General features: G+C 43.2%; 12 protein-coding genes, 1 tRNA gene and 1 pseudogene. 10 read left to right on the forward strand and 4 right to left on the reverse strand.

Going from position 1 to position 14,648, the window contains the following annotated elements; translation table 11 throughout:
* Window positions 1-9: 9 nt before the first annotated feature.
* Together H8704_RS08440 and H8704_RS08445 are read left to right on the forward strand one after the other, a co-directional pair.
* Window positions 10-81 (forward strand) — tRNA-Gln (locus tag H8704_RS08440).
* Between the two features lie 124 nt (window positions 82-205).
* Entirely contained in the window at window positions 206-1,369 is a 1,164-nt protein-coding gene (locus H8704_RS08445) for a hypothetical protein (RefSeq protein WP_022464372.1), read from the forward strand.
* 87 nt (window positions 1,370-1,456) lie between these two features.
* On the opposite strand, the gene asnS is transcribed toward H8704_RS08445, so the two are convergent.
* The gene (gene asnS / locus H8704_RS08450; RefSeq protein WP_249297958.1) at window positions 1,457-2,848 is read right to left on the reverse strand and encodes an asparagine--tRNA ligase; all 1,392 of its coding nucleotides are present in this window, start codon (window positions 2,846-2,848) and stop codon (window positions 1,457-1,459) included.
* Window positions 2,849-3,009: 161 nt separating this feature from the next.
* Between asnS and H8704_RS08455 the strand changes: the two genes are divergently transcribed.
* The 3 genes from H8704_RS08455 (at window position 3,010) to H8704_RS08465 (ending at window position 6,464) form a co-directional block, all read left to right on the forward strand.
* Window positions 3,010-3,804, forward strand: a complete 795-nt coding sequence (locus tag H8704_RS08455) for a response regulator (protein WP_022464370.1) — start codon at window positions 3,010-3,012, stop codon at window positions 3,802-3,804.
* Window positions 3,805-3,961: 157 nt separating this feature from the next.
* On the forward strand, window positions 3,962-4,906 hold the full coding sequence (locus H8704_RS08460) for a sporulation initiation factor Spo0A C-terminal domain-containing protein (RefSeq protein ID WP_249297959.1): 945 nt from the start codon (window positions 3,962-3,964) through the stop codon (window positions 4,904-4,906).
* A gap of 181 nt (window positions 4,907-5,087) precedes the next feature.
* Window positions 5,088-6,464, forward strand: coding sequence for a citrate/2-methylcitrate synthase (locus tag H8704_RS08465; RefSeq protein ID WP_118676597.1), 1,377 nt, complete (start codon window positions 5,088-5,090; stop codon window positions 6,462-6,464).
* Between the two features lie 16 nt (window positions 6,465-6,480).
* Here H8704_RS08465 and H8704_RS08470 read toward each other — a convergent pair whose 3' ends face one another.
* Both H8704_RS08470 and H8704_RS08475 read right to left on the reverse strand, forming a co-directional pair.
* Window positions 6,481-7,275, reverse strand: coding sequence for an ABC transporter permease (locus H8704_RS08470; protein ID WP_022464367.1), 795 nt, complete (start codon window positions 7,273-7,275; stop codon window positions 6,481-6,483).
* Complete coding sequence (locus tag H8704_RS08475) at window positions 7,268-8,020, reverse strand: ABC transporter ATP-binding protein (protein WP_022464366.1); 753 nt, start codon at window positions 8,018-8,020, stop codon at window positions 7,268-7,270. The genes H8704_RS08470 and H8704_RS08475 overlap by 8 nt, the downstream gene beginning before the upstream one ends.
* A 264-nt stretch (window positions 8,021-8,284) precedes the next feature.
* Between H8704_RS08475 and H8704_RS08480 the strand changes: the two genes are divergently transcribed.
* Complete coding sequence (locus H8704_RS08480; RefSeq protein ID WP_249297960.1) at window positions 8,285-8,683, forward strand: hypothetical protein; 399 nt, start codon at window positions 8,285-8,287, stop codon at window positions 8,681-8,683.
* 80 nt (window positions 8,684-8,763) lie between these two features.
* Here H8704_RS08480 and H8704_RS08485 read toward each other — a convergent pair whose 3' ends face one another.
* The gene (locus tag H8704_RS08485) at window positions 8,764-9,282 is read right to left on the reverse strand and encodes a GNAT family N-acetyltransferase (RefSeq protein ID WP_249297961.1); all 519 of its coding nucleotides are present in this window, start codon (window positions 9,280-9,282) and stop codon (window positions 8,764-8,766) included.
* Between the two features lie 137 nt (window positions 9,283-9,419).
* Between H8704_RS08485 and H8704_RS08490 the strand changes: the two genes are divergently transcribed.
* The 4 genes and pseudogenes from H8704_RS08490 (at window position 9,420) to H8704_RS08505 (ending at window position 14,635) form a co-directional block, all read left to right on the forward strand.
* Window positions 9,420-10,661 (forward strand): DUF1015 domain-containing protein, encoded by a 1,242-nt coding sequence (locus H8704_RS08490; protein WP_249297962.1) that lies wholly within the window; start codon window positions 9,420-9,422, stop codon window positions 10,659-10,661.
* A 15-nt stretch (window positions 10,662-10,676) separates the two neighbouring features.
* Complete coding sequence (locus H8704_RS08495) at window positions 10,677-11,396, forward strand: YesL family protein (protein WP_249297963.1); 720 nt, start codon at window positions 10,677-10,679, stop codon at window positions 11,394-11,396.
* Window positions 11,389-13,653 (forward strand): annotated as a pseudogene (gene glgB, locus H8704_RS08500) (1,4-alpha-glucan branching protein GlgB); the annotation flags it as partial. The gene H8704_RS08495 and the pseudogene glgB, both read left to right, overlap by 8 nt.
* A gap of 43 nt (window positions 13,654-13,696) precedes the next feature.
* Complete coding sequence (locus tag H8704_RS08505) at window positions 13,697-14,635, forward strand: mechanosensitive ion channel family protein (RefSeq protein WP_249297964.1); 939 nt, start codon at window positions 13,697-13,699, stop codon at window positions 14,633-14,635.
* Window positions 14,636-14,648 lie beyond the last annotated feature (13 nt).

Consider the following 14,648-nt stretch of genomic DNA (forward strand, 5'->3'; position numbering starts at 1 on the left):
ACAGCATAGTGGGCTATCGCCAAACGGTAAGGCACTGGACTCTGACTCCAGCATTTCAAGGTTCGAATCCTTGTAGCCCAGTGAAGGTCGTAAAATTGAATGATTCGGTTTTACGACTTTTTTCATATCCTGGACTGCATCAATTACAATGGGTGCAGGGGAGGCATAGACGCCTTTCGTACATAATGAAGAAATGGAGAGCAAAATGAAGAAAAGTTTAAAGAAAGTTTTATCTATGGTACTTGCACTGGCAATGACAGCAGGTGTGGTATCCGGAGCAGGAAACGTATCTGATGTTAAGGCGGAGACAGCGTCTATCGTAAATCCTCCGGTTGTTACAGATTATGCTTCATTACCGACACCGGCACAGGCAACGGTAACGTTACAGGGCAAGTCATCTGTGACTCCGAATGTAGTTGTACCGCTTCGGGTGGAGAATCCTGGTGTTGTAGAGGTGGCAGCAGCAGTTACATCTGGCGCGGCAGCATCAATTGAGATGGGCTTTTTCTCTGATCAGAATTGTACTGCATCTGCCGGAGTTTCTACAACCATGGCAGCAGGCAGCACACAGATCGTTGATAAGACATTTGTGGCACCCACAGCAGCTACTTATTATGTGAGATTTAAATGGTCCTCTATTGTACCGAATGGGGCAGCAACAATTAAGCTGGTTACATACGCATATGCCGGACAGGAAGTAACATTGAAAAATATTTTCCAGCCGGTATTTATAGGTAACACAGGAAAAACTCTGTATCATAAACTGGTTGTTAAGAAAAGCGGCCTTGTTGCAATCTGTGGTAATGAGTATCGTGAAAGTGGTACTTCACTCCAGGCTGCCGGATTAAATATTCAGCTTTGCAATGCAAAAAAGAAACCTCTTCACAATGCATATCTTTCTAGTTTGAATACATATACTGAGAAATATGCGCTGAAGAAGGGAACATATTATGTAGCAGTTTCTTCCAGCCAGAGATATCAGCTGAAGGCGGAAAGTAAGGCCTGGAAAGATAAGAGTGGAAAGAGTAAAAAGAAAGCAGCGACCATCAAAAAAGGAAAATCTGCAGATGGAATGGTAATGGTCAATGAGGGAATGAAGAAGGGCGACTGGTATAAGGTTAAGCTGACAAAGCGTTCTAAGCTTCGTATCAACATTACTGCAGCCTGTACCGGTGTTGTATCAAACCTGAAGGTACAGATTATTCCTGCAAATCGTCATTATACATTGATTAACAGCACATCCTTGATTGGGAATAAGGGAAAGAAGCTTGCTTCTAGAAATAAGCTTGCTGCCGGCACATATTATATCAAGGTGTCTAAGGTGACAAAGTCTGCCAGTGGTGTATATCGTATTAAATTTGTAAAATAATTGGTTATTTTCAGACATTTTATAATAATACAAAGAAAATCCTCAGGATCATATATGATCCTGAGGATTTTCTGCTAATGGGAAAGATTAATATTCGCAATTTCCCGTGGTGCGCGGAAATGGAATAACGTCCCGGATATTTGAGATTCCGGTAAGATACATCACACATCGCTCAAAGCCCAATCCAAAGCCTGCGTGACGGGTTGAGCCATATTTTCGGAGATCCAGGTAGAAATCATAATTTTCTGTATTCATACCGGTTTCTTCCATTCGCTGTATCAAAAGCTCCAGATTTTCTTCACGCTGGCTGCCACCAATAATTTCTCCGATACCAGGAACAAGGCAGTCCATAGCGGCAACTGTTTTCCCGTCCGGGTTCAGCTTCATATAAAAGGCCTTAATCTCTTTCGGATAGTCGGTGACAAAGACAGGACGTTGAAAGATCTGTTCGGTCAGATAACGCTCGTGTTCGGTCTGCAGGTCACATCCCCATTCTACCGGATAGGTAAATTGCTCCTGGTGCTTCTTTAACAGCTCAATGGCTTCCGTATATGTGACGTGGGCAAAATCAGAGTTTACGACGTGATGAAGGCGGTTTAACAGTTCCTTATCGATATATTGATTGAGAAATGTCATTTCCTCCGGTGCGTGGTCCAGGACGTATTGAATAATATATTTTAACATATTTTCTGCTACGGTCATATCATCCTTCAGATCTGCAAATGCCATTTCCGGTTCAATCATCCAGAATTCGGCAGCGTGTCTTGCGGTATTGGAGTTTTCCGCACGAAATGTAGGACCGAAAGTATAGATGTTTTGAAATGCCATGGCATAGGTTTCGCCGTTTAACTGGCCGCTGACCGTGAGGTTTGTTTCTTTTCCGAAAAAATCCTGAGAATAATCCGGCCGGCCCTGATCATTCTCAGGAACATGATCCAGATCAAAGGTGGTGACGTGAAACATTTCCCCGGCTCCTTCACAATCGTTAGCTGTGATCAATGGCGTGTGGACATAGACAAAATCGTTTTCCTGAAAAAATTTGTGTATGGCATATGCAGCCAGAGAGCGGATCCGGAATACAGCCTGAAATGTATTGGTGCGAGGACGCAGATGAGGAATCGTGCGCAGATATTCCAGAGAATGTCTCTTTTTTTGAAGAGGATAATCGGGACTGGAGGTGCCTTCGATAGTGATCCGGCCGGCATGCAGCTCAAACGGTTGTTTGGCGCCCGGTGTTGCAATAAAGCGGCCGGAAATAATGAGAGAAGCACCAACATTCAGATGGCGGATCTGCTCCAGATTATCTAATGTATTATCGTAGACAATTTGTAAGGGCTGAAAAAAAGTGCCATCATTTATTACTATAAATCCGAAATTTTTGGAATCGCGGATGCTGCGGATCCAGCCACATACCTGAATAGTCTGGTCATAATACTGCTCCGCGTGTTGAAATAATTCCTTGATGTGAATCATATGCATGGAAGTCTCCTTTATAAAATAAAGTTAATTTTCTAAATAATAGTATGCCCATTTTGCTCTATAAGTCAAGAAAATATAATACATTATTAAAAATAGCATTATTGACTTCCGGAAAGAATAGTAATAAAATAATAATATGTTTTTTCATTTTGGAGGAGATTATGAAAACAATTTTAATTAGCAGGAAATCCTGCGTTATTGAGGGATTTTTACATGAGGCAAGGTATGTGGAAGAACTGGAAATTCTCCGGACTTTTCAGGATGAGCAGGAAGCTTATGATATGGTCGGCAGGCAGGAAGTAGATCTGGCGATCATAGACCTTGATATGGAAAAGTCGGATGGGGCTGATATAGGATGGAAATTAAAAAAGAAAAATCCCGATATTTTGCTGATCTATCTGACAAAGGAACAGAGGAGTCTCATGAATCTGATTCGACTTCATCCGGTTGCGGTGATGGAGGTGCCGTTTCGTGAGGGAGAGATACGATACGTTGTAGAATCTGCGTATTTGCTGTCAAAAAGGAAAAGAAAGAGGATTTATGCCAGAACATTTGGACATTTTGATGTTTTTGTGGATGGAAAGCCTATCATGTTTAAAAGTGCCAAAGCAAAGGAGTTTCTGGCGTTTCTGATTGACAGACGGGGAGGTACGGTAACAACCGATCAGATGATCAATGTACTTTGGGAGGACAGACCAAATGATGAGTCTACCCAGAATCTCTGCTGTAAGCTGGTAAAGACGCTGCAGCGGGAACTGCGGGCTGCCGGTGCAGAGGAAATGCTTGTTGTTGCACGAGGGAGCAGGAGTGTGAATGTGGAAAGCTTCCAATGTGATATGTACGAGCTGCTGGACGGAAACCAGAAAATAAAAGCCCGGTATATGGGAAATTATTTGCTGGATTACAGCTGGTCCGAAAGTCAGACAGCATTGTTAGACCATATTTTACACGAATAGCTCTGTTTTTTGCGCGAATTACAAAATTTTTGCTGAAATTCCATTTTGATTCCCATAAAATGAATTATTTTTTCACTTTTTGTTCCACCTTATGGCAAAAGAAGGTTGTAAAATGACGTTGTCAAACAAACTTGAAAAAGGTAAAAAGGAGAAAAATATGGAAAAGAAAGGAATTAAAGTGGTACTTGCTGACAACAATGTACAAGACAGAGAAACCAGGACGAAAGCAATTGAAGAAGCCGGAATGCAGGTGGTCTTTTCGACAGGAGACGGAAAGAAAGCACTTGATGCGATTTATCGCGAACAGCCGGATATTGTAGTTATGGACATGATCCTTCCGGGACTTGACGGCATAGGAATACTGGAAGAGATGGAACAGGTGGACAGGCTTAAGCGGCCTGTTATTATGATCGTAACCGCATTGAAAACGTCCCAGATGGTTTCAAAAGCACTGCAGAAGGGAGCCGGTTATTATATGATGAAGCCGGTATCCAACAAAGTATTTGGAAAGAGACTGACACAGATTGCAGAGGAGATGCAGGAACGTGGGAATCAGTCCAAACCGTCACAGACACCGGAACAGGAATATGCCGCAGAGGAATATGCGGTAGCCGGTGAACAGACACATTCACAGGGAGAAATAGTGCATCAGATGGAGGATAACGTGGTACATTTTGACAGAAAACCATCTTACACGGCACCAGCATCAAAGCAGATAACAGGACACAGCAGATATTCCGGTGATCTGGAAAAAGACGTCACAAATGTTTTGCTGGAAATAGGAATCCCGGCGCATATCAAAGGATATCAGTACATACGTCAGGGAATTATAATGTCATTTCATGACAGAAGCATGCTTCAGTATATTACGAAGTATCTTTATCCGGCGATTGCCAAGAAAAACAAAACCACATCCAGCAGCGTAGAGCGCACGATACGTCATGCGATTGAGGTAGCATGGCGCAGAGGAAATATGGAGGTATTGGAGGAGATTTTTGGCAATACTGTTTGTGCCGGAAAAGGAAAACCGACTAACTCAGAATTTCTTGCATTACTGACAGACAGATTCCGGCTGGAGTATCGGGAAAAGATTGTTTCCTAAGGAAACAGGCAGGTTTCCGGGATCATCAATAGGCAGAAATGTCCGTCAGGCAGCTGACAACTGCTTGACGGAATAGTGAGAATTAGGGTATACTTGAAAAGTTGTATGTAATATGTAAGGGATATTATATGTAAGCTTTGTATACATGTATGCAAGATTGATGAAGAAAGGGGGCCTGGTTATGGATAGCAAATCAATGATGGAATTGACAAAGGAGCTGGATGCGGAATTTGACAATCTGGTAAATAACTGTATGACATCCGGCGCCATTGATTTAAATTTATATCAGGAATATGATGTGAAAAGGGGACTTCGTGATAGTGCCGGAAAGGGTGTATTGACGGGATTGACAGAGATCTCAGATGTAGTGGGCTTTCAGGTGGTAGATGGAGTCAAGGAGCCGGCAGATGGTAAATTGTATTATCAGGGCTATGATGTCAAACAGCTGGTAGGCTCTGATCCCCAGAAAAGATTTGCGTTTGAGGAGGCTACATATCTGTTATTGTTTGGACGTCTTCCGAATGAAACGGAGTTTAAGGTGTTTCGGGAGATTCTTGCCAGTCTGCAGGAGCTGTCAGGTCCTTTTGTAAGAGACGTTATTATGAAGGCGCCAAGTGAAAATCTGATGAATGGTCTGATGAAAAGTGTATTGACACTGTATTCTTATGACAGTTGTCCGGATGATATTTCCGTGGCAAATGTTTTGCGTCAGTCATTGCAGCTGATCGCAAAGCTTCCGCTGATCGCCGTATACAGCTATCATGCTTATCGTCATTTTACATTTGCAGAGAGTCTGGTGATCAAGCAGCCGAAGAATGAATATTGTACAGCAGAGAACATTCTTTATATGCTCCGTCCAAACGGGAAGTTTACTCCGTTGGAAGCAAGAGTTCTGGATGCAGCCCTTGTTCTCCATGCAGAGCATGGTGGTGGTAATAACTCTACTTTTACCAATCACGTGGTGACATCATCCGGAACCGATACATATTCTGCTGTGGCAGCATCAATCGCGTCTCTGAAAGGACCTCGTCATGGTGGAGCCAACCTCAAGGTTCAGCAGATGTTTGATGATCTGAGAGCAAACTGTACCGATACCACGGATGATGATCAGGTTCGCGGATATCTGTCCAAAGTATTAAATCGCGAGGCCTTTGACAAGAGTGGTCTGATCTATGGAATGGGTCATGCAGTATATACTCTTTCAGATCCGAGAGAGGTTGTCCTGAAATCACTGGCAGAAAAACTTGCAGAGGAGAAGGGCCTTCGTCAGGATTTTGAGCTTTATGACAGAGTTGAGACGATATCGGCAGATCTGCTGCAGAAGAACCGCCATGTATTAAAACCGGTTTGTGCCAATGTAGATTTTTACAGTGGTTTTGTATATACTATGCTTGGAATTCCAAGAGAAATGTTTACTCCGCTTTTTGCAATCTCACGTATTGCCGGATGGAGTGCGCATCGTCTGGAAGAGCTTGTAAACAGAGGTAAGATTATTCGTCCTGCGTACAAATATGTAGGACATCACAGAAGATTTACTGAAAGAAGCAAAAGAAAGTAGTGATGTCCGTTCTTTGTTATACAGAGTAGTGCCTTTGATAATATTTTTCCAGAAAGGAAATAAAAAGATATAGTCCCGTAGAGATCAGGCACAGGATAACAATGGAAAGAAGAACGTAGTCAAGTTTAAACACCTGACTGCCGTAAATAATTAAATAACCCAGTCCTGCTTTGGCAGCGACAAACTCCCCGATGATAACACCCACCAGAGTCAGGCCGATATCGACCTTCATGGCACTGATAATGGCGGGAATATTGCCGGGGAGTATTAATTTACAGAGAATATCTTTTTTGGATCCCCCCAGAGTCTGTATCATTTTAATCTTTCCCGGATCCATTTCCAAAAATGTGTTATAGAGTGTGATGGTGGTGCTGAAAACAGCAACACTGACTGCGGCGACAATGATGGTTTTCATATTATTGCCCAGCCATACAATAAAAACAGGAGCCAACGCTGTTTTGGGCAGGCTGTTCAGGACAACCAGATAGGGCTCTAATACTTTGGCAATGGTTTCGTTCCACCAAAGCAGGATGGCAAGTAAAATGCCGATGACGATCACCAGAAAAAAACTTAAAAAGGTTTCTCCCAGAGTCACACCGATATGATAAAAGATCGTGTGGCTTTTTGCCATCTCCACAAAACATAAAATAATTCTTGACGGACTGCTGAAAATAAACGAATCCATCCATTCCAGCCTTGTGGCAATTTCCCAAATAGCAATGAAAATAACAAAAAATAAAATACGCAGAAAGAGAATTTTTCTTTTTTGCCGGGCGGCTTTTCTCAAAAACTGCTGTTGCAGATCACTCATTATTATTCAGCTCCTTCCATACCAGATTGAAATAATCTTTAAATTCCGGAGAACTCCGGGCAAGAAATGGAGTTCGTTCTCCCGGACAGCTTAATTGCAGCGTGATTTCTTTTTTGACGGTGGCAGGCCGGGAAGATAAGATGATAATGCGGTCTGCCATACTGATGGCTTCCGAAATGTCGTGAGTGATCAGAAGAGCCGTTTTGTTTTCTTTTTTCAGGATTGCCCAGACATCATCGGAGACGGAAAGTCGTGTCTGATAATCCAGAGCGGAAAAGGGCTCATCCAGGAGAAGCAGATCCGGCTCCAGCATCAGTGTCCGGATCAGAGCAGCTCTTTGTCGCATACCGCCGGAAAGCTGGTTTGGTTTGGCGTTACGGAAACCATCTAACTGATATTTTTTTAACATATTATCAATTTTCTGAGGCAGTCCGTCGGCCGTTTGATGAGTAATTTCCGGTCCCAGTGCAATGTTCTTATGTGTCGTACGCCATTCCAGAAGATGGTCTTTTTGCAGCATGTATCCGGTTTTCTTGTTTTCCTGCAGCAGAATCGTCCCCTGATCGGGCTGCAGAAGCCGGCAGATCAGGGAAAGAAGTGTGGATTTACCGCAGCCGCTGGGTCCCACGATTGCCACAAATTCTCCGGGTTCAATGGAAAAGCTTACCCGATCCAGAACCAGCGTTTCTCCCTGCAGTGTATGATAGGCATAGGAGAGATTTTTGACTTCTAACAGATGATTCATATCAGCCCTCATGTAGACAGTGGTTTACGATAAATATATTCATAAAAATAAATAATGTGAAATTATCGAAACATTGCAAAGCAAAGACTTTTCGAAAACCGTAGGGTGACAAGACAATTTTCAGATCACAGTCCCCGGACATTTCAAGTATTATGGGCTTATTCTGATATTCGATGTGGGAAGTTTTTGTCAGAAAGATGTATATTTTCATTGGGGCGTGAAATAATAGTACAGAACAATGAAAAGGAAAGGTATGGTGTTGATATGAGAAAGAAAGTATTGATATTGGGAACTGTAATGACACTGGCTGCAGGTTGTCTGGTGGGATGTGGTACAAACAACAATTCTGTAACAGATCAGTCAACTGCTTCTCCGTCCGTGGAGGATGACAGAAACCTGAATACTAAGGATCCGCAATATTCTCCGGATGGGGATGATGGCGTTGTGGATGATCTGGAAGACGGTGTCGATGATGCTGTGGATGGGGCAGAAGATGCCGTGGATGATGTGATCGATGGCACAGAGGATGCTGTGGATGATGCAGCAGATGCTTTGGATGGCGATGATGATACCAATGATACAAATAACAATACCGGAAATAAGAAAAATAACAAGACAACGAACAATAAAAAGAATCATACAAAAAATACGAACATGAGATAATGGTGGAAATATATGCCTGAAAAAATAACAGGGCTGTCAGTGATCAGACACCGGCGGTCCTGTTATTCTGTGTACAGGTGCTAAGATGCCGGATGTTCCTGCCATACATACAGATCTCCCGTTTTTTCCTGATAAACTGTTTCTTTGGCGCGTCGAAATCCAAGAGAGACGGCTAAGCGGATGGAAGGCAGATTATCCGGAGTAATGACAGCGACAATACGGTCGAATTCCAGCTCCTCCCGTGCATATTCCAGAATTTTTCCGCAAGCTTCCTGTGCGTAACCCATGGAGCGGAAGTTGTTGCCCAGAAAATAGGACAGCATAATTTCTCCGTTTTCATCAACAATCTGGCTTTCAATTCCTGCCTGTCCGATCAGAATGTCCTGTTCCTTCAAAAAAATACCCCATAAACCAAAGCCGTAGAAACTGTAAACCATCTGGATGTAAGAGACAAAGCGGCCATATTCTATGTCACGGTTATCAGAAATATGAGGAACATATGGATGGACTTCCGGTTGATGGCAGATGCGAAAATAAGCATCGAAGTCGTTTTGGGTCATTTCCCGGATCACCAGGCGTTCGGTTTCTAATGAAAACATATAAAGATCTCCTTGTGAATTATGTTATGCGTGTATATTCCTTAGAGTATAGCACATTTTTTGTGAAAGGGGATAGGATTTCATAGCATTTTCTGATATAATTGATGTAATATTTATAGGAGGATTGTTAAGACACTATGGCACAGATAAAACCGTTTATGGCAGTAAGACCGGTGGAGGAACTTGCAGACAGAGTGGCAGCTCTTCCCTATGATGTATATAATCGTCAGGAGGCCAAAAAAGAAGTACAGAGAGAGCCTCTTTCTTTTTTGAAGATTGACAGAGCGGAGACTCAGTTCCCGGATGAGGTTGATACATATGATCCATGTGTATATCAGAAAGCGACCGAGCTTCTGAAGGAAATGGAGAAGGATGGTGTTTATGTATCGGATCACGATAAGGCATACTATATTTATCGTTTGACAATGAATGGAAGAGCACAGACTGGTATTGTGGCATGTGCTTCCGTGGATGATTATCTGGAAAATGTAATTAAAAAACATGAAAATACGCGGGAAGAAAAGGAGCAGGATCGTATTCGCCATGTGGATACCCTGAGTGCCCAGACAGGTCCGATCTTTTTGGCATACCGTTCCAAAGAAGAGATCAATCAGGTGGTTGCCTCTGTTATGGAACAGGAAGCACCTCTGTATGATTTTACCGCAGTAGATGGAATTTCTCATACCGTATGGAAAATTTCAGCACAGGATCAGGTAAAGAGGATACAGGATACGTTTGCATCCATTGATGATATTTATATTGCAGATGGTCATCACCGGGCTGCTTCGGCAGTGAAGGTAGGCCTGAAGAGACGACAGGAGCATCCGGGATATGACGGTACAGAGGAGTTTAATTATTTTCTGTCTGTTTTATTCCCGGACGATCAGTTGATGATCATGGATTACAACAGAGTAGTTCGTGATCTCAATGGTCTTACAACTGAGGATTTCCTGAAAAAGACAGAGGAGATTTTTCACGTTTCTGTGCTCGGAGAGAATGCACAGTCTCCACAGCATAAGGGACAGTTTACAATGTATCTGGAGGGACAGTGGTATCTTTTGGAAGCATCAGAGGCGATGCTTACTGAGTCAGATGCCGTGAAATCTCTGGATGTTTCGCTGCTGCAGGAGTATCTGCTGGAACCGGTGCTGGGAATTCACGATCCCCGTACGGATGACAGGATTGATTTTGTCGGAGGCATTCGTGGACTGGAGGAGCTGGAGAAGCGCACACAGACAGATATGAAGGTGGCATTTGCTATGTATCCGACTTCGATTGCAGAGCTGTTTGCGGTGGCTGATGCCGGTCTTTTAATGCCGCCAAAATCCACATGGTTTGAGCCAAAGCTTCGCAGCGGATTATTTATACATGAGATTTAGATTTAGGGGTTTTTTATGAAACGATTTTTTGAAAGCAAACCAGTAGTATATATGTCAAAATTTATTGATATGATCATACTGAATGTGATTTTTCTGATAAGCTGTATCCCTGTTTTTACCATTGGTGCAGCATGGACTGCTATGTATTATACCTGCGTAAAGGTGATCCGGAGAGACAGGGGAAAGGTATGGCAGGAATATAAACATAGCTTTGTCGTGAATTTTAAGACAGCAACCGGAGTATGGGTGATATTGGCAGTTGTGGAGGGAGTGTTTGCGGTATTGACGTTCCGGCTGCTGGTTCATGGACATGGCAGTTTATCAGCGGCTGTTATTGGTCTTGCGATGGCCGGTTTCCTTTTTACACTGGCAATGATGATATATGCTTTTGCTGTATTGTCCCGTTTTACGGTCAATGCAAAAGGAACGATACAAAATGCGGTGCTCATTTCCATTCATCATGGTGGAGAGACTGTTTATATGCTGGTTTTGACCTTGGGACTTGCGACATTGATTATGATGGGCTGGAAATTTCTACCGGTGATCTTGCTGATCATGCCGTCGGCATATATGTTATTGATCTCTTTGATCATGGAAAAAATATTGATTCAATATACTCCGGAGGAGGAAGAAGTTACTTCAGACGATGCCGGTATAGATCCGGAAGATATGCTTTATGCAGAGGAGCATAAGGACAAACCGTGGTATCTGGAGGGAGGAGATAAGAATGAATAAAAAATTATATGATTTGATGGATTGGGCAGGCATAGAGGGAATCGTTTATTCAGAGGAGGATCATCCGGAAAGGCTGTTGGGAGCACACAAGATCAGAGGTGGATTTCTGGTACAGACCTTTCAGCCGGATGCAAAGCAAGTTTCTTTGAAGTTGAAGAAGTCAGGGAAAACGATTGTTATGGAACAGGCAGATGATGCCGGTTTTTTTGCAGGGATATTACAGGAAAAGAAATTGATTCCCTATGTTTTTGAAGTGGTGTACGAAAATGGGGACAGTGTAGAGGTGGAAGATCCTTATCTTTATACAGAGCTTTTAGGAAGCAACGAATTAAACCGTTTCAGTAACGGAATTCATTATTCTGTTTATGACTATCTGGGAGCGCATACCATGGCTGTCTATGGATGTGGCAGTCAGGCAGAACCGGAGTGGGATGTACGTTCTGCCGGAAAGAATGGCGTATATGGCACGCATTTTGCTGTATGGGCACCAAATGCCATGAGAGTCAGTGTTGTGGGTGACTTTAACCATTGGGACGGACGGATCCATCAGATGAGCCGGCTGGGAGACAGTGGCGTATTTGCTTTGTTTATTCCGGGTGTGGATCAGGGAGCGGTATATAAGTATGAAATTAAGGTCAATTATAAGACATTATTATTAAAAACAGATCCTTATGGCACATGCTGCGAGCAGAGACCGGCCAATGCAAGTATTGTCTGCAATACGACGGACTTCAAATGGAAGGACGATAAATGGCTGGAAGATCGTAAATTAAAAAAAATTGACAAAGAACCGGTTTCGATTTATGAAGTACATTTAGGATCATGGATGAAAAAGGATTGCAGTTCTCCGGAAAATGTAACCTGTGACCAGGAGTTTTATAATTACAGAGAGTTAGCTCCTCTTTTGGCTGATTATGTGAAAAAGATGCATTATACCCATGTGGAGCTGATGCCTGTAATGGAGCATCCGTTAGATGAATCCTGGGGATATCAGGTGACAGATTATTATGCGGTCACATCAAGATATGGATCTCCGGAGGATTTCATGTATTTTATGGATTATATGCATCGCCACGGAATCGGTGTGATCCTGGACTGGGTACCGGCTCATTTTCCAAAGGATGAGAATGGACTGGCGAGATTTGATGGGACATGTCTGTATGAGCATATGGATCCGAGACAGGGGGAACATCCTCACTGGGGAACATTGATCTATAATTATGGCAGGCCTCAGGTAGTTAATTTTCTGATCGCGAATGCCTTATTCTGGGTAAAAAGATATCATGCAGATGGAATTCGTATGGATGCGGTGGCTTCTATGCTTTATCTGGATTATGGCAAAAAGGACGGCGAATGGGTTGCAAATATGTACGGCAGCAATGAAAATCTGGAGGCCATTGAGATGTTAAAAAATCTCAGTGAAATATTCCACAAGGAATGTCCGGGAGCATGGCTGATCGCAGAGGAGTCCACGGCATGGCCAAAGGTGACGGCTAATCCGGCTGATGACGGACTTGGATTTGATCTGAAGTGGAATATGGGATGGATGAATGATTTCATTTCCTATATGCAGACAGATCCGTTATTCCGAAAGGGACGTCATGGAATGCTTACATTCAGTATGATCTATGCGTACAGTGAAAGCTTTATTCTGGTATTGTCCCATGATGAGGTGGTTCATCTGAAAGGTTCCATGTATGCCAAAATGCCGGGAGATGAAGATCAGAAATTTGCTAATTTAAGGGCAGCATATGGATTTATGATGATGCATCCCGGCAAAAAACTTCTTTTTATGGGACAGGAATTTGGACAGACCACAGAGTGGAATGAAAAGGAAAGCCTGCCATGGAATGAGGCAGAGGATACGGAGCATCAGAAATTGCAGCATTATGTGGCGGAATTAAACGCATTTTATCAGGCACATCCGGCTTTATACGAGATGGATAATAAGGAGGACGGCTTTGAGTGGCTGAGCAGTATGGATGCAGATCACAGCATTATTACATTTATGCGGTACAGTGAGGAAAAGCAGGAAAGTCTTCTTGTGATATGCAATTTTACTCCGGTTTTGTATGAGAACTTTAAAGTAGGAGTGCCACATGCCGGCAAGTATAAGGAAATATTTAACAGCGATGCAGAGGTGTTTGGTGGTTCCGGTCATGGAAATCCGAGACAAAAGTGCGCCAAAGCTGTTTCCTGGGATGGAAGAGAGTATTCCATTTCAATCGAGGTTCCACCGTTGGGAATCAGTGTATTTAAGTATATAGAGAAATAACGGGTTAGAACAATAGAAAGATGTGATGACAGATATGACAGGACAGATTTTAACAAGAGGCTTTATGATGCTTGCTGCCACGGCGGCTACAGGAACGCCGGTTCCCACGGAAAGTCCGGTACCGGCGGATGTGCAGGAGGTCGTGGAACAAATGAATTCCAGTGCTTCGGCAGAGGAAAAGACCAGTTTTTTACTGGAATATCTTATGGCACAGAGAGAACCTCTGATGAATTTTGGTAAGACACTGCTGATCGCGCTGATCGTTTTTCTGATCGGCAGAAAAGTGATCTCCCTGCTTTTGAAGCTGCTGAACCGATGGATGGAACGGGGCGGCGTAGAAGTCAGTGTGCACAAGTTTATCATGTCTCTTGGCAATGTGGTGCTATATATTCTGTTGATTTTTTGTGTTGCAGGGATTCTGGGAGTTGGCACCAGCTCCATTGTGGCGATCATTGGTTCCGCAGGTCTGGCAGTAGGTCTTGCTCTGCAGGGAAGTCTGTCAAATCTTGCAGGTGGAATCCTGATCCTTTTGATGAAACCGTTCCGGGTGGGAGATTATATTGTGGCAACCGGTGTAGAGGGCACAGTGCGCAATATTGATATTTTTTATACCCGGATCGTTACTACGGACAATAAAGTGGTCGTGATACCGAATGGTACGTTGTCAAATGGAAATATTATTAATACATCCCAGGAGGATTACCGGCTTTTGATCCTTGATTTTATGGTGGGGTATGATGCTGATATTTCCAAGGTGCGGGAGATTATTCTTGAGTTGATGGAACAGGACATGCAGATCTGTCAGGACCGTGCCCGGAGCGTAAATATTGATAAACTAAATCCGGGCAGAGTAAAGCTTCAGGCAAAGGCGTGGGTTGCGACAGAGCATTACTGGGATGTCCGTTACCGGATGTTAGAGAAGATCAAGGAGGAACTGCCCAAACAGGGAATTCCTTTGTTTTGACAAGGGACGTAAA

Origin of the sequence: Jutongia huaianensis (genome assembly GCF_014384985.1) — a bacterium.
GTDB classification, from domain to species: Bacteria; Bacillota; Clostridia; order Lachnospirales; family Lachnospiraceae; genus Jutongia; species Jutongia huaianensis.